Raw genomic sequence first — 14,541 nt, 5'->3', positions numbered from 1 at the left:
TGAAGGCGGGGAGCGCGGGGCGCCCGGGTTCAGGCCGGGCTCGCGAGCGCCCGCGCCAGCCGCTCCAGGAACACCCGCTGGCCCGCCACCAGCCGCTCGTGGGCCTGTTGCGGGGTGCACCAGGCGACCCGGTCGATCTCGGGGAAGGTGCCGGTGTACCCGGAGCCGCGCGGCCACTCCATCTCGAAGGTCCCCGGCACGATCCGCTCCGGGTCGAGGTCGCTCTCGACGGCCCACACCGTCACCACCTTGCCGCTCGGCTGGCGGGCCTCGCCCAGGGCGAGGCAGGGCCCGTCGGGCGGCGGCATCCCCAGCTCCTCGGCGAACTCCCGCCGGGCCGCGTCCCACGCCTCCTCCGGCGGTACGTACTCGCCCTTGGGCACCGACCACGCCGCGGCCTCCCGCCGCTCCCACAGCGGCCCGCCCATGTGCGCCAGCAGCACCTCGACGCCGTCCGCCGTGTGCCGGTAGAGCAGCAGCCCGGCACTGCGCTTCCCCGCCACGGCGGCTACGCCTCTCCGCCGTCGTGCGCGCCGAGCACCGTCGCGACGGTGTCCGCCTGGGCCGCCGTCTTGTCCTCCCGGTAGCGCACCACCCGCGCGAAGCGCAGGGTCACGCCCGCCGGGTAGCGCGTGGAGGTCTGCAGGCCGTCGTAGGCGATCTCGACGACGAGTTCCGGACGCACCGTCACGACATGGCCGTCGTCCGCCACGGCGAGCTCCCGCAGCCGCTCGGTCTGCCAGGCGAGGGTGGCGTCGGTGAGCCCCTTGAAGGTCTTGCCCAGCATGACGAACCCGCCGTCCGGGCCGCGCGCCCCGAGGTGGAGGTTGGAGAGTTTCCCGGTGCGCCGGCCATGGCCCCACTCCGCCGCGAGCACCACCAGGTCCAGGGTGTGCACGGGCTTCACCTTCAGCCAGGCGGCGCCCCGGCGGCCGGCGCTGTAGGGAGCGTCCAACGCCTTGACGACGACGCCCTCGTGGCCGCGGCGCAGGGTCCGGGACCAGAAGTCCTCCGCGGCCGCGCGGGCCGTGGCGTCGGACGGGTCCGCGACGACCTGGCGGCGCACCCGCAGATGCCCGGGCACCAGCCGGGCCAGCTCCGTGTGCCGCTGCTCGCCGGGCAGTTCCAGCAGGTCGCGGCCGTCGACCGACAGGACGTCGAAGAAGACCGGGGACAGCGGCAGGGCGGCGCGCGCCGCACCGACGTCCACCCGCGAGCCGAACCGTCCCGCGACCCGCTGGAACGGCACCGGGCGGCCCTCGGCGTCCAGGGCGATCACCTCGCCGTCGAGGATGAAGCGGTCGGCGGGCAGCTCCCGGGCGACGGCGGTGACCTCGGGGAGCCGGTCGGTGACCTCGTCGAGGGTGCGGGTGTGGATATGCACGTCCGGGCCGTCCCGGTGCACCTGTACGCGGATGCCGTCGAGCTTCTCCTCCACCGCGCAGGCGCCGAGCCGGTCCACCGCCTCGGCCACCGTCCTGGCGCTGTGCGCCAGCATCGGCCCCACGGGCCGCCCGACGGTGAGCCGGAACTCCGCGAGGGCCGGCGGCCCCTCGGCGAGCAGCGCCCGTGCGACGTCCGGCAGGGATCCCGCCAGCATCACGGCCCGGCGGACGTCGGCCGCGGGCACCTCGGTGGCGGCGGCGAGCCCTTCGACCGCGATGGCGTCCAGCGCGCCCTGCCGCACCTCGCCGGTGAGCAGGCCGGCCAGGAACCGCTGTTCCTCCCGCGTCGCGGCGGCCAGCAGCTCGTGGACCAGCCGGCGCCGCTCCCCCTGCGCCCCGGCGCCGGAGACCCCGGCCAGCGCGGTCAGCGCCGTATCGACGTCCCCTACGGTCAGCGTGGCGCGCTCCGCGGCCGCGACCGGTTCGCGCAGCACGCTCCAGCCGACCCCGATCCGCCCCTGGGGCAGCCGCCCGGCCAGGTAGGGGATGACCACCGGGACGTCCTGCGGGGCGGCGGCCCGGAACAGCCCGGCCAGCAGGGCGATCTTCCGCGAACGCGCCGAGGTGGCGGCGACGTCCGCCGAGACCTGTGCGAGAACGGCCAGCAGCATAGGGCCATGGTGCCCCCGCGGCGCCGTCGGCGCTTCCCCGGCGGCGGGCCCCGGGCGGGTACGGACACGGTGGCGGCGGCCCGCGCCCGTACCCGCCCGGGTCAGGGCGCGAGGTACGAATGGAAGAGGTTGTCCGGGTCCCACTGCGCCTTGATTTCCTGCAGGCGGTCCCAGGCGGCGGGGGTGTACGAGCGGCGGGCCCGCGCGGCGTCGGCCTCCAGGTCGGTCTCGGCGATGTAGTGGAAGCCGTCGCCCCGCGGATTCACGCCGGCCATGGTCTCGCGCAGCCAGCGCTCCTGGACCGCGTCCTCGGCCGGGTCCTCCCAGACGGCGTAGCAGACGAGGTAGGACGCGCCGAGCGGGGAGAAGGCCATGTTGCGCAGCAGGGCGGGGTCCTCGGAGACCGGCTGCACGGGCGCGAGCACCAGGGACTTGGCGGACGGGGCGCGGGCCACCGCGTCGGCGATACGGGTCAGCTGGGTGGCGGGGTCCTCCGGCGACCACAGGGTGTCCGCCGCGTACCGGTGGGCCGGCGGCCAGGCGGCCGCCGCACCCTCGTGCAGGGCGGCGAAGGTGGTCGGCGCGGCCTCCTGCCGGTCGGCGGCGAGTTCGCCGAAGGGGCAGTCGGCGAACGGCCGCAGCGCCTGCCGGGCGTCGCCCGGCGTGGTGGCGAACGCCGTCGCGGCGACCGTGATCCGGGGGCCTGCCGGGGCCGTGGCGGTGGGCGGTCCGGACGGCGCGAGGAGGAGGGACGTCTCGACGTAGGGCGGGCTCCCGAGAGCGGTCCGGGCCGCCCACCGCGTCACCCGGGCGACCTCGGCCAGCGGGAAGGCCAGGGAGGCCGTCATGATCGAGGCGGGGTGGGGGTGCAGGGCGAGACGGAAGCGGGTGACGAGGGCGCAGAAGCCCGGTCCGGCGCCCCGCGCGGCCCAGAAGAGGTCGGGGTTCTCGGTCTCGCTGCAGGTGACCGTCCGGCCGTCGGCGGTGACGGCCCGGATCTCTCGGACGTCGGCGCAGGACGGCCCCCAGGCACGGGAGTTCCAGCCCAGGCCGCCGCTGAGCAGAAACCCGCCGACCGCCACGGTGGGGCAGTGGCCCACCGGAAAGGCCAGGTCCTGCGGGGTCAGGGCGGCGACCAGGTCCCGGCCGGTGGCGGCGGGCTGCACCGTGGCCGTCGCCGGGCCGTCGCCGGTCGCGGGCGCGACGCGGCACTCCCGGAGCGCGGAGAGGTCGAGCAGCAGCCCGTGGTCGCGCAGCGGCGAGCCGGACCAGTTGTGCCCGCCGGAGTACGTCGAGATCCGCAGCCCCTTGGCACGGGCGTGGCCGACGGCGTGGGCGACATCCGCCTCCGTGGCGGCGCGCACGATGACGTCGGGGAAGCGCCGGGGCCGCCGTTCGTTCCACACCGCGGCGGTCCGGGCCCGCTCGTATCCGGCCTCGCCGCGCCGGATCAGCGTGCCCCCCGGGTCCCCCGCCGGGTTCGCTCCCCGTGGGCCCATGACGGCCTCCTCACCAGATCTGGCGGGTGATCAGGCCGAAGACACCGATGCACACCAGGTAGCCGAGCACCACCAGCCCGAGGCCCAGCACCTGCGCCCGGCGGTTGCCGGCGACCCGGGAGGGCACCAGCCAGAAGGCGAACACCCGGTTCACGAGCGGCATCAGCAGCCAGGTCAGCGCGCTGACGCTCAGGACGTTGGAGAGGAACAGGCCGATGTACTCGCGGACGGTGAGCTTCTCCAGCCCCACCCCCACGGTGAGGTTGAGGACCATGACCGTCGGATAGAGCGCCAGGACGACGGACATCGCCTGTTTCCAGTTGGGCGGCACATCGGCCCTGCCGCGGTCGAACCGGAACCAGCCGCTGAACGCCGAACCGACCTTGCGGACGTCGTACGAGGTGAAGTATCTGCTGCCCTCCTTCAGCAGTTTCGCGCGCACATCGGAGGCGAGCCACGCGTCGAGGTGCTCGCGGGAGTCGAAGCGGAAGACGACGACCCAGTGTTCCTGCACGCCCTCCACCGGTTTGAAGAGTTCGGACCCCATGAAGCCCGGTGCCTTCTCCTGCGCCTTGAGGGTCTTCTGCTGCCAGTTGAGGAAGCCCTGCTCGGATCCCGGCTTCACGTCGTGGGAGATGACCGCGGTGACGACGTCGGGAGCCGGCTGCGCGGGGGTGCCGCCGTGGAGCACCTCCGCCGTGGGAGGGCCCTCGAAAAGCCCGCGCGCTTCGTCGAGCAGTGCCTGCCGACGGCCGGAATCCAGCCAGGCGGTCAGCCGGTCCATTCCGGAAAACTGGAATACGGCGACCCATTCGTTCTCTTCGCCGGGCCCGGGAGGGTACACCTCTGCGCCCACGAAACCCTCGAATTCGCGGGCGGCCTGATTTGTCCTGTCCTGCCAGCGCTGATACTCGTCGGTCCGGCCCTCGCGCACCTTCTGCGAGGTCACCACGGTGGCGCTGTCTGCCGCGGAACCACGGCTTGCACGGGCACTCACCTTGAGTAGCCTAGTACATAAGAGATTTACCCGGCAAATGGGGCAATTGCCTATTCCGCTCCGCAGAGGAATCGATGCCGATCGGAGACTCCGAATGGAACACAAAGAACTTCTCGCAGAGGCCGTACGGCTCGCCACGGAATCCGTGGAGAACGGCTGGGGCGGCCCGTTCGGCGCGGTACTGACCCGGGACGGGAGCATCGTCGCCCGCGGGCAGAACCGTGTGCTGCTGACCGGCGACCCCACCGCGCACGCCGAGATGGAGACGATCCGGAAGGCGATCCAGATCCTCAACCCCGAGGCGCCGAGCATCGCCGTGGAGCACCAGAACGAGAGCACGCTGGAGTACGTCCCGCGGCCGCCCGGATCGCCGGACCCGGTGCCGGAGCGGGCCCGGATGCTCCAGGGCACGTCGATCTACATCAGCGGCGCCCCCTGCCCCATGTGCATGAGCGCCATCTACTGGTCGCGGATCGACGCCGTCTACTACAGCTGCGACCTCGAGGACACCGCGAAGATCGGCTTCGACGACTCGTTCCAGTACGAGGACTTCAAGAAGCCGCTCGACCAGCGCCGGATCAAGATCGAGCAGATCTACCCGGAGATGGGCGCCGAGTCGTACGCGACCTGGACGAACCGGCCGGACAAGCACCCGTACTGACGGCGGGTCACCGGCCGGCACCGCGGAGGCGGAACCAAGGCACGACCCACGGCGGCCGCCCGGCGCACCGGGCGGCCGCTTCTCCGGGTCCGGAGCCCGGTCCCGGACTCCGGACCGGGGCCCGCCCACGGGCGCCCTCGGCGCGCACGGCGGACCGCCCGGCTCACTCGTACATCACGTACTCCGGCTGCGGCCGCAGGGCCAGCACCTCCTTCGGGGTCATCAGGCGGCTGCCCTTCGCGTCCTCCTCGTAGAACAGCTTGAAGCCGGTGTGGAGGCCGTCGGGCAGGTCCTTGACCAGCCGCCCCCAGGTCCCGCGCTTCAGGCCCGGCGAGCCGATGCCGTCGGCGCTCTTGATGAGCGCCACACCGGGCTGCGGCCGCAGGGCGGACTGGTCGCCCACGACGGACGTGGCGACCTGATGGAAGACCAGCGGCTTCTCCGGCAGGTCGTGCGCCCGCACCAGCCCGGACAGGTAGCGCGCCACCTTGGTCAGCTCATGGCCGTCGGTGTGCCCGTAGGTGTCGCCGGGCACCTGGCCGGAGCCCATCTCCCACTCCGGGTCGAGCGCTATCCCCACATCGGGGTGGACGAGCCAGTCGCGCAGCGCCTTGACCTCGTCGAGCACCGACGCGCGGCCCGGCTGGATGTTCAGCAGCAGCAGCGCGCGCCGGTCACGGGCCAGGCGGTGGAAGCGGCGGATGGTGGCCGGGGCCGTCCGGGAGCGGTAGGTGCCGTCCGGACCGGCCGAGGCATTGGCCACCGTCGCCAGGAGTTCGAGCACCGGCAGGGGTTCGCGGCCCGCGGCGTACGAGTGCGCCACCTTCTCCGCCTCGGCGGCCCGCTTCTCCGGGTCACCGGTCCCGAGCCTGCCGAGCGCCGCCGCCCCCGGCAGACCGCAGAACCCGACCAGCCGGTAGTGCGGGAACAACGTCCGTCCGCCACGCGGAAGTTCGGGGCGGCGCCGCTTCGACGGGCGGGCGGAGTGGGGTGCGGTCGCCGCGCCGGAGCGGCTCGGGGAGCCGGACCCGGCGGAGGAGGAAGGCGAGGAGCCGCCGGGCGGTGGAGCCTTGGGCGCGGCGTCGTCCGCGCGGGAGGAGGTCCCTCCGCATGCCGTGAGCAGCCCCAGTCCCGCGGCCGCCGCGGCCGTGAGCAGATGACGCCGGCTCCCGTCCGGCGCGGGAGAGGGGGCGGGCGCCGCGGCACGCCGGCCGGCCGCCCCCGCCCTGCGTATCCCGGCCTCCAGTCGCCCTGACACCTCGTCCGCCACACTGCCTCCGTCCCCCGGCGTCCGGTCGATCACCGGGCACCGGCTGTCGTTCGGACCGGTCCTGTCCGTGCAGTGCGCTTCTCCAGACCACTCGCGACAAAACCCGTAGGGGAAATGATCAAGCCATGTCGGGGTGGGGCTTCCGTGCCGTTCAGGTGCCGTTCACCGTTCCGGGCTGCGCCGTCCATGCCTCGCCCGGTGCCACGGCCGCCCGGCCGCGGATGCCGCCGTGCCCGCCGGGGGCGGCGCCGGCTGCGGGCCCGTCCGCGTAGCGTGAGGGCGTGATCAGGCCCCGACGTCCCGAAGCCCTCGGGCCCTCCGCCGGCGGCGTCCGCCGCCTCGCCCCCGCCGACCGCCTCTGGTACGCGGCCTACGGCTCCAACATGCATCTCGACCGGCTGACCTGCTATCTGGCCGGCGGGCGGCCCCCCGGCGGGCTGCGCACCCACCCCGGCTGCCGGGACCCCCGCGGCCCCGCGCGCACGGCACCGCTGCTGCTGCCCGGTCAGCTGTACTTCGCCACCGAATCGCGGGTGTGGACCGGCGGCAGCGCCTTCTACGACCCCGGTCCCGGCCTCCCGCCCGCCGACGGCACGGCCGGCCCGCGCTCCGGCGGCGGTGAACTGCCCGCCCGTGGCTATCTGCTGACGCTCGCCCAGTTCTCCGACATCGCCGCTCAGGAGATGCACCGCGAGCCCGGCGCGGACCTCGACCTTACGGAGGCCCTCGCCCGCGGCCGGGCCCGGAGCGGCCCCGGCAGGTACGAGACCCTGGTGTGCGCCGGGCTGCTGGACGGCTACCCGGTGCTGACCCTCACGGCCCCCTGGAGCAGCCGGGACGTCGCGGTGAACCCGCCCTCGGCGGCCTACCTCCGGCACATCGCGGCCGGAATCGTCGCCTCCCACGGCTGGAGCCCGCGCCGGGCCGCCGCGTACCTCGCCGGCTGCCCGGGGGCCGCGGGGCACTGGACGGCCGAGGGGATCGCGGCGCTGCTCGACGACGCGTAGTGCCCGGCGGACGCCGTCCCGGCCGGTCGTCCGCGCGTATCGGCCCCCGTCGCCCCTGTTCCGGGCACACTGGAGCCCTCCGGCGCCGGCCCGCGCACTCCGGGCGCCGTCCGGTGCACTCCGACGCCGACCCGTGCCCTGCGGCGCCCCCTTGTCCGGCCGACGGGCGCCGCCCCCGAGAACCGCAGCGAGGACCGTGATGAGAAAGATCGTCTTGTCCATGTCGGTGTCCCTGGACGGTTTCATCGAGGGACCGGACCGCGAGATCGACTGGCACCAGGTGGACGACGAGCTGCACCAGTACTTCAACGACCACCTCAAGACGATGGGCGCCTTCCTGAGCGGCCGGGTCACCCATGAACTCATGGCGGGTTTCTGGCCGACCGCGGACGCCGATCCCTCCCTCTCGGGGCCGATGGCCGAGTTCGCCGGGATCTGGCGGGAGATGCCCAAGATCGTTTTCTCCCGGACCCTGGAACGGGCCGACGGGAACACCCGCGTCATGCGCGATGTCGTCCCCGAGGAGATCATGGCGCTGAAGGCGCAGCCGGGCGGGGACATGGCGCTCGGCGGCGCCGGTCTCGCCGCCGCCTTCATGGCGCACGATCTGATCGACGAGTACCGCGTCCACGTCCACCCGGTCCTCATCGGCCGGGGCAAGCCGCTGTTCCCGGCCACCGACGCCAGGACCCCGCTGCGGCTCGCCGGGACCCGGTCCTTCGGCAACGGCGTCGTCCTCCTCCACTACCGGCGCGCCGAGGACACCGCGACACGCTGACCGGCCCGCGTCCACGGCCTACGGGGGACGCGCCGGCCAGATCCTCCCCGACATCTCCGGTGTTGATCAGCCGGCAGCGGGCCTGCGGATGGTGTTCGCGCAGGTAGGCGGCGGTGACGGCGGGCGCGGTCAGAATGTCGTCGACGCCGACGGGAAATCCCTCTCCGGCCAGCCGCCCGGCGACCGCGGCGCGGGTCCGCGAGGTGGTGTTGGTGACCAGCACCAGCGGGAGCCCCGCGGCGCGCAGCCGTGCCATGGCCGCCACCGCGCCGGGCAGCGCCTTCCAGGACACGGTGAGCACGCCGTCGATGTCGATCAGGACCGCTCGGATTCCCTTCATACGCCGACGGTAACCACCGCCGTCCGGAGCCGGGCCGGCCTCCTGGCACCACGGCGGCCCGACTTGCGAAGCCCCCGTGGATGGGGTTACTTCGAAGTGAGGTGTGGACGCGGCAAATCGTCTCCCCTGGCTAGGGGGTGCACACTGTGCTGTTCACCGACCGCGCGGACGCGGGGCAGCGCCTCGCCGGATCGCTGCGGCACCTGCAGGGGGAAGAGCCCGTCGTGCTGGGCCTGCCGCGCGGCGGGGTCCCGGTGGCCTTCCAAGTGGCCCGGGCGCTGCGGGCCCCGCTCGATGTGATCGTGGTCCGCAAGCTGGGGGTTCCCTACCAGCGCGAGCTGGGCTTCGGCGCCATCGGCGAGGGCGGCGTACGGGTGATCAGCGACGACATCGTGCGCCGTGGCCGGCTCGACGAGGCGGACCTGGCATCCGTGGAGCACGCCGAGGCGGCCGAGCTGACCCGGCAGGCGGAGCGCTTCCGCGCCGGGCGGCCACGGCTCGACCTCGCCGGCCGGACGGCCGTCGTCGTGGACGACGGGATCGCGACGGGCGCCACCGCGGCGGCCGCCTGCGAGGTGGTACGGGCGCACGGCGCGGCCCGGGTGGTGCTCGCGGTGCCCGTGGCGCCGCCGGACGCGGCCGAGCGGCTGCGCGGCGCGGCCGATGAATTCGTCTGCCTCTCCACCCCGTTCTCCTTCTCCGCCGTCGGCGAGTGGTACCAGGACTTCTCCCAGACCCCGGACGACGAGGTCGTCGCACTGCTGGCACGGGCGTCGGCCGGCCCCGGGCCGACCGCCGGAGCCCCGGAAGGGGCGGATCCGGAGACGGACATCGCGGAGGAGGTGGCGATCGACGCCGCCGGGTTCCGGCTCACCGGGGACCTCACCGTGCCGGCGGGCGCCGGGGCCGTGGTGATGTTCGCCCACGGCTCGGGCAGCAGCCGGCACAGCCCGCGCAACCGGCTGGTCGCCGCCGCCCTCAACGAGGCGGGTCTGGGCACCCTGCTCTTCGACCTGCTCACACCGGCAGAGGAAGCCAACCGGGCGAACGTCTTCGACATCGAGACCCTCGCCGGGCGGCTGACGGACGCCACCGGGTGGCTGCGCGGCCGCTTCGCCGGTCCGGTGGGCTACTTCGGAGCCAGCACCGGGGCGGCGGCGGCGCTGCGGGCGGCCGCCGCCCCCGACGCGGACATCGGTGCCGTGGTCTCCCGCGGCGGCCGCCCCGACCTCGCCGGGCCGCTGCTCCCCGGCGTACGGGCGCCGACACTGCTCATCGTGGGCGGCAACGACCCCTTGGTCCTCGACCTCAACCGCGAGGCCGAGGCGGCCCTGCGGGCGGAGACCCGGCTGGAAATCGTGCCCGGCGCCACCCATCTCTTCGAGGAGAGCGGTGCCCTGCAGCAGGTCGCCGAACTCGCCCGGGACTGGTTCGTCGGGCACTTGGTGCCGTCGGCCTAGCGGATCGGGCAGTTGGCGACCTCGGCATCGCGGGCCGGCCGGGTCCTCGTCGCGGGCCGGCCGGGCCGCTCCGTAGCGGGCGTCAGTCGATGGTGATCTCGCCCATCGCGCTCCAGCCGTTCGCGCCCTCGATGGTGGTGCTGACGATGTCCGGGGTGCGGCGCAGCAGCGGGCGCATCGTCTCGATTCCGGCGCGGAAGTGGTCGGAATTGACGTGCGCCTCGGCGGCGTCGTCCTTGAATGCCTCGACCAGGACATAGGTGTTCGGGTCCTCGATGCTGCGGGACCATTCGAACCACAGGTTGCCGGGCTCGGCGCGGGTGGCGCTGGTGAAGGATTCGACGTGCTGCGGCCACTCTTCGGCGTGCTCGGGCTTCACGGGGAACTTGACGACAATGAAGATCATCCATCGAGTCTAGGTCACCGGGTACCGGCGGGCGCCAACCGGGGCATTTACCCGCCCGTCATGCGCTGCCGCCCGCATCGGGCCCGGCCGGCGAGGGCCGGTTCAACGATTTGACGAGCAGCACCCCCACGACGATCAGCGCGATGCCCAGCCACGTGGGCCCCGCCCCGAAGGCGAGGACGATGATGCCCACCGGGGTGAGATAGCCGACGAGCGGCAGGAGCAGGTCGCTGACCGGCGGTTCCTCCGGTCCCGGCTGCCCTGCTTCGCGGCGGGCCCGCGCGCGTACGACGTCCGGATACCACTCGGTGAAACGGAGCGCGACGATGATGGCGGCGATTTGGATGATCCACCCCGTCCACAGGTTATTGGAATTGTGCAGCACCAGATCGCCATAGGCGCCCGCTATTGCCGCCACCCCGAAAGCGGCACCCCACACTCCCGTGATGTAGTAATTGGTGCGCAGGAATCTGGGATTGTCCCAGAACTCGCGGGGTACTTGTTCCCTGGCGTACTGCACGGTGAAGGGCACTCCGATCGCCATGGAGCCGAGGGAAATCGCCAGGAGCGCGATATTCGAAACCTCTCCCGAGTAATTCTCCAGCCAGCGAAGGGTGCCCGGGGAGGCGACGATGCCGATGACCGCCAACGCCGCGAAGAAGACGACATCGGCGATCTCCAGGATTTTGAAGGAACTCCCGGGCCGCCGTCTCCGGCCGATGACGACGATCGCCACGGCGAGGGCCAGCGCGATGGCGACCGCCAGTTCGTAGCGGCCCGGCCCGACCAGCACGGACATCGCGATCCAGGGCGTCATCCCGAGGACGGGGCTGTCGAGCAACTGCGACAGCCGCCCGCCGGCGGCGCTCTCCCGCTGGCCGAGTGACATGGCAGGCCCCCTCCGTGTGGGAACTCCCTCCACGCTAAGCCTCGGCCACGGCTCCCTCTACTCGGCTGCCGGGCGGGCACGCGGCGACCGGGCGGCGAGCCGGACCGCGAACAGGCGGCGTGGAGACGCGCGGCTCGGGGCGCGTTGTCAGGGGCGTGTTGTCAGGGGCGTGTCCGGAGCCGGTTCGGGACCGCGTCCGGAACGGCTCAGGGGCGTACCCGCAGGGGCTCAGGGATGCGCTCGTGGCGGATCAGGGGCGGTTCAGGGAGATCCCTGAGGCCGGTACGGGCGGACTCCGGAAAGCTGTTCGACATGAGTCCTTCTCCCTTGTCCCGCAGGGCAGTTGTGGGCACCGCGCTGGCCGGTGCGGTGGCCGTCGCGACCGCGGGCCCCGCGCGGGCCGCCGCCCGGCCGACCGCGGCCCGCTCATCGGACGGTCCGCCGCCGCGGCCCGGTCCGGCGCCCGCGCCCGTTCCCCCGCTGAACGTCCCGGCGCTGCGGGCCGCCATAGGCGACCTGGCGCATCCGCAGCTGACCGGGTCCCAGCTGCGGGTGAGCGGCTCGGCGGGGCGGTGGTACGGCACCGCGGGCGTCGCCGACCGGGTCAGCGGCCGGGCGATCCATGAGCGGGACACCTTCCGGATCGGCAGTATCACCAAGGTGTTCGTGGCGACGGTGGTGCTGCAGCTCGCGGCCGAACGCCGCCTCTCGCTGGAGACGCCCGTCCAGCGGTTCCTGCCGGGCCTGCTCCCGTCGCGCTTCCCGCCGATCACGGTGCTGCAGTTGCTGCGGCACACCAGTGGTCTCCCCGACGAGCGGGAGCTGCCCTACGACCTCTCCGTCCCGGAGACCCTCGTGCGGCACCGCTACGACCGGTGGACGCCCCACCGGATCGTGGCGCTGATCCCGAACGATGCCATGAAGTTCGCCCCGGGCACCCGGCAGGAGTACCGGGGCATCAACTACGTCCTGCTGGCGCTCCTGATCGAGGCGCTGACGGGGCGCCGCTACGGCGAGGTGATCACCGCTCGCCTGCTGCGCCCGCTGGGCCTGCGGCACACCCGTGTGCCCGGCGACGACCCGCGCATCCATGGGCCCCATGTGCACGGCTATCTGAAGATGACGGACGGTGCACTGCGGGACATCACCGCGTTCGACCAGTCGCTCGCCTGGGGAGAGGGCGAGATGATCTCCCACACCGGCGATCTGGACCGGTTCCTGACCGCCCTGTTCTCGGGTGAACTCCTGCCGCCCCGGGAGCTGGAGCGGATGTTCACCCTGCCTCCCGGCGAGGTGCGCATGCTGGACGGCAGTCCCGCGCGTTACAGCGCCGGCCTGCAGACCGTCACGCTGAACGGCATCACCCTCTGGGGCAAGACCGGTGAACGGTACGGCTACTGCTCGGCCCTGTTCGCCACCCGCGATCAACAGCGGCGCGCGGTCCTCTCGTTCAACCCGGTCCGTCGCGACGCCACCCAGGCGCAGGCCACCCAGCGCATAGCCGAGGCGCTGACCAGGCCGTGACCACGGTGCGCTGACCACTGTGGGCTCCTCGCGTCCGCCGGAGCGGAGGCGAGGAGCCCACAGAGAACCCCCTCTCGGGGAGGTCCTCCGGCCGGCGCCCTCAGTTCAGGACTGGGGCCGCTTGCCGTGGTTGGCACCGTTCTTGCGACGGGCCTTCTTCTTACGACGGCGCTTGGATGACATGGGCGTCTCCCTTCCTCGGAGTCTCAGCGATGCTTTTCGCCGACTTTCTACCACTTCACACCGGTGTCCCGCCCGGTGATCATGAGGCCGCGTACCCGGCCCACCGGGGCCCACCCCGCTCCGGGTTGTGAATCACCCCACGGAGGTGCGGTGCGGGTACGTACACCCCCGACCCTACAGATCGGCGCCCTCGCCGTGGTACAGCCCCGCGAAGGCCCGCGCCGCGGACTCGGAACCCAGCAGCCGCCGCAGGCGCGCGGACGCCGTGCCCGCCCGGAACCGGTCGCCGGACGAGGCGCCGTGCAGCACGCGGGAGAGCCATTGCGAGAACTCCATGTACTGCCAGATCCGCCGCAGAGCGGCCTCCCCATAGCCTTCGAGGCCGCTGTCGTCGCCCCGGTAGTGCGCGATCAGCGCCTCGCCGAGGAGCAGCGCGTCATGGATCGCGAGGTTCATGCCCTTGGCGGCGATCGGCGCGACGAGATGCGCCGATTCGCCCGCCAGGTAGACCCGGCCGTAGGACATCGGCTCCACGACGTAGTCGTGCATGTCCAGGACCACCTTCTCGATCAGCGGTCCTTCGGTCAGCGGCGGTGCGCCGGCGGCGGCGAGCCGGGTCTGCAGCTCGTCCCACACCCGGGCGTGCGGCCAGTTCCCGGCGTCCTCGCCGGGGTCGACCTCGAGGTAGTAGCGGGTGACCTCGGGGCTGCGGGCCATGTGGGCACCGAATCCGCGCTCGTGGATACCGAAGACCACACCGTCGGCGGACGGCGGCGCCTCGGCGAGGAGCGCGAGCCAGGCGACGCCGTGGTCGTGGCGGGTGAGGACCGTCCGGCCGTCGGGTATGGCCGCCCGGCTCACCCCGCGCGCGCCGTCGCAGCCCGCGATGAAGTCGCACTCGACGCGGTGCCGGGCGCCGGTCGCCGGGTCGGTGTAGGAGACCGCAGGCCGGTCCCCGTCGATGTCGTGCAGCTCCACCTCGCGTACGCCGAAGCGCACCTCCCCGCCCGCCTTGTCCGCATACGACGCCACGAGGTCGGTCACCAACAGCGGCTGCGGATAGACGTAGTGGCGCCGACCCGACAGCTCCCCCGTCCGCACGGTGTGCCGCTCGCCCTCGAAGCGGAACTCGAACTCCCCCTGCCTTTCGGCCCGTTCGAGCAGCCGGTCGGCCAGGCCGTGGCGGGTCAGCGCGTGCACCACCCACTCCTCGATGAACCCGGCGCGCGGGCGCCGCTCGATGAACTCCCTGCTCTCCGCCTCCAGCAGCACACAGTCGACTCCGGCGGCGCGCAGCAGGTTCGCCACGGTGAGCCCGGCGGGCCCGGCGCCGACGATGACGACACGGGTGCGTGTGACGAGGGAGGGGGTGGAGGTCACGGTGCGGGGTTCCCTTCGGGTGGAGCAGAACGATCGCACGCAGTATGTCGGTTGCCCGGCGCGCGCGATCCGGCGGCCCGGCCGTCCGCGG

At 73.2% G+C, this 14,541-nt stretch carries 14 protein-coding genes and 1 pseudogene; 5 read left to right on the top strand and 10 right to left on the bottom strand.

Annotated features, from left to right (window positions below; translation table 11 throughout):
- Nucleotides 1-29 precede the first annotated feature (29 nt).
- From K7396_RS30790 to K7396_RS30775, 4 genes are all read right to left on the bottom strand, one after another.
- Nucleotides 30-503: an NUDIX domain-containing protein gene (locus K7396_RS30790; RefSeq protein WP_086718963.1), complete on the bottom strand. Its 474-nt coding sequence runs from the start codon at nt 501-503 to the stop codon at nt 30-32.
- 5 nt (nt 504-508) lie between these two features.
- Complete coding sequence (locus K7396_RS30785; RefSeq protein WP_086718964.1) at nt 509-2,056, bottom strand: ATP-dependent DNA ligase; 1,548 nt, start codon at nt 2,054-2,056, stop codon at nt 509-511.
- A 101-nt stretch (nt 2,057-2,157) separates the two neighbouring features.
- Nucleotides 2,158-3,555, bottom strand: a complete 1,398-nt coding sequence (locus K7396_RS30780) for an FAD-binding oxidoreductase (RefSeq protein WP_086718965.1) — start codon at nt 3,553-3,555, stop codon at nt 2,158-2,160.
- Between the two features lie 10 nt (nt 3,556-3,565).
- Nucleotides 3,566-4,552, bottom strand: coding sequence for an antibiotic biosynthesis monooxygenase (locus tag K7396_RS30775; RefSeq protein WP_223660252.1), 987 nt, complete (start codon nt 4,550-4,552; stop codon nt 3,566-3,568).
- Between the two features lie 94 nt (nt 4,553-4,646).
- Here K7396_RS30775 and K7396_RS30770 point away from each other — a divergent pair, with 94 nt between their 5' ends.
- Nucleotides 4,647-5,213, top strand: a complete 567-nt coding sequence (locus tag K7396_RS30770) for a nucleoside deaminase (protein WP_086718966.1) — start codon at nt 4,647-4,649, stop codon at nt 5,211-5,213.
- A 163-nt stretch (nt 5,214-5,376) separates the two neighbouring features.
- On the opposite strand, the gene K7396_RS30765 is transcribed toward K7396_RS30770, so the two are convergent.
- On the bottom strand, nt 5,377-6,483 hold the full coding sequence (locus K7396_RS30765; protein WP_223660251.1) for a hypothetical protein: 1,107 nt from the start codon (nt 6,481-6,483) through the stop codon (nt 5,377-5,379).
- A 281-nt stretch (nt 6,484-6,764) separates the two neighbouring features.
- On the opposite strand from K7396_RS30765, the gene K7396_RS30760 reads away from it, so the two are divergent.
- Nucleotides 6,765-7,490 (top strand): histone deacetylase, encoded by a 726-nt coding sequence (locus tag K7396_RS30760; RefSeq protein ID WP_174887004.1) that lies wholly within the window; start codon nt 6,765-6,767, stop codon nt 7,488-7,490.
- Nucleotides 7,491-7,689: 199 nt separating this feature from the next.
- Nucleotides 7,690-8,268, top strand: a complete 579-nt coding sequence (locus tag K7396_RS30755; RefSeq protein WP_086718968.1) for a dihydrofolate reductase family protein — start codon at nt 7,690-7,692, stop codon at nt 8,266-8,268.
- 19 nt (nt 8,269-8,287) lie between these two features.
- On the opposite strand, the pseudogene K7396_RS30750 reads toward K7396_RS30755, so the two are convergent.
- Nucleotides 8,288-8,608 (bottom strand): annotated as a pseudogene (locus tag K7396_RS30750) (TIGR01458 family HAD-type hydrolase); the annotation flags it as partial.
- 146 nt (nt 8,609-8,754) lie between these two features.
- Here K7396_RS30750 and K7396_RS30745 point away from each other — a divergent pair.
- The gene (locus tag K7396_RS30745) at nt 8,755-10,068 is read left to right on the top strand and encodes a phosphoribosyltransferase (protein WP_086718976.1); all 1,314 of its coding nucleotides are present in this window, start codon (nt 8,755-8,757) and stop codon (nt 10,066-10,068) included.
- Between the two features lie 82 nt (nt 10,069-10,150).
- Here K7396_RS30745 and K7396_RS30740 read toward each other — a convergent pair whose 3' ends face one another.
- Together K7396_RS30740 and K7396_RS30735 are read right to left on the bottom strand one after the other, a co-directional pair.
- Nucleotides 10,151-10,474, bottom strand: a complete 324-nt coding sequence (locus tag K7396_RS30740; RefSeq protein ID WP_086718969.1) for a putative quinol monooxygenase — start codon at nt 10,472-10,474, stop codon at nt 10,151-10,153.
- Between the two features lie 58 nt (nt 10,475-10,532).
- Complete coding sequence (locus tag K7396_RS30735) at nt 10,533-11,363, bottom strand: hypothetical protein (RefSeq protein ID WP_086718970.1); 831 nt, start codon at nt 11,361-11,363, stop codon at nt 10,533-10,535.
- Nucleotides 11,364-11,675: 312 nt separating this feature from the next.
- Between K7396_RS30735 and K7396_RS30730 the strand changes: the two genes are divergently transcribed.
- On the top strand, nt 11,676-12,887 hold the full coding sequence (locus K7396_RS30730; RefSeq protein ID WP_086718971.1) for a serine hydrolase domain-containing protein: 1,212 nt from the start codon (nt 11,676-11,678) through the stop codon (nt 12,885-12,887).
- Nucleotides 12,888-12,992: 105 nt separating this feature from the next.
- Here K7396_RS30730 and K7396_RS36015 read toward each other — a convergent pair whose 3' ends face one another.
- Together K7396_RS36015 and K7396_RS30725 are read right to left on the bottom strand one after the other, a co-directional pair.
- Nucleotides 12,993-13,070: a 50S ribosomal protein bL37 gene (locus tag K7396_RS36015; protein WP_370454205.1), complete on the bottom strand. Its 78-nt coding sequence runs from the start codon at nt 13,068-13,070 to the stop codon at nt 12,993-12,995.
- 174 nt (nt 13,071-13,244) lie between these two features.
- Nucleotides 13,245-14,450 (bottom strand): 4-hydroxybenzoate 3-monooxygenase, encoded by a 1,206-nt coding sequence (locus K7396_RS30725; RefSeq protein ID WP_086718972.1) that lies wholly within the window; start codon nt 14,448-14,450, stop codon nt 13,245-13,247.
- Nucleotides 14,451-14,541: the final 91 nt, after the last annotated feature.

Origin of the sequence: Streptomyces angustmyceticus, from assembly GCF_019933235.1 — a bacterium.
GTDB lineage: Bacteria > Actinomycetota > Actinomycetes > Streptomycetales > Streptomycetaceae > Streptomyces > Streptomyces angustmyceticus.
The sequence above is the reverse complement of the archived record's forward strand: the minus strand, read 5'-3'. Positions and strand labels throughout refer to the sequence as shown.

Excerpts from the sequence above, each read along its gene's own strand:
- K7396_RS30740 (WP_086718969.1), bottom strand. The coding sequence starts at position 10,474 with ATGATCTTCATTGTCGTCAAGTTCCCCGTGAAGCCCGAGCACGCCGAA.
- K7396_RS30730 (WP_086718971.1), top strand. The coding sequence starts at position 11,676 with ATGAGTCCTTCTCCCTTGTCCCGCAGGGCAGTTGTGGGCACCGCGCTG.
- K7396_RS30770 (WP_086718966.1), top strand. The coding sequence starts at position 4,647 with ATGGAACACAAAGAACTTCTCGCAGAGGCCGTACGGCTCGCCACGGAA.
- K7396_RS30755 (WP_086718968.1), top strand. The coding sequence starts at position 7,690 with ATGAGAAAGATCGTCTTGTCCATGTCGGTGTCCCTGGACGGTTTCATC.
- K7396_RS30785 (WP_086718964.1), bottom strand. The coding sequence starts at position 2,056 with ATGCTGCTGGCCGTTCTCGCACAGGTCTCGGCGGACGTCGCCGCCACC.
- K7396_RS30780 (WP_086718965.1), bottom strand. The coding sequence starts at position 3,555 with ATGGGCCCACGGGGAGCGAACCCGGCGGGGGACCCGGGGGGCACGCTG.
- K7396_RS36015 (WP_370454205.1), bottom strand. The coding sequence starts at position 13,070 with ATGTCATCCAAGCGCCGTCGTAAGAAGAAGGCCCGTCGCAAGAACGGT.
- K7396_RS30735 (WP_086718970.1), bottom strand. The coding sequence starts at position 11,363 with ATGTCACTCGGCCAGCGGGAGAGCGCCGCCGGCGGGCGGCTGTCGCAG.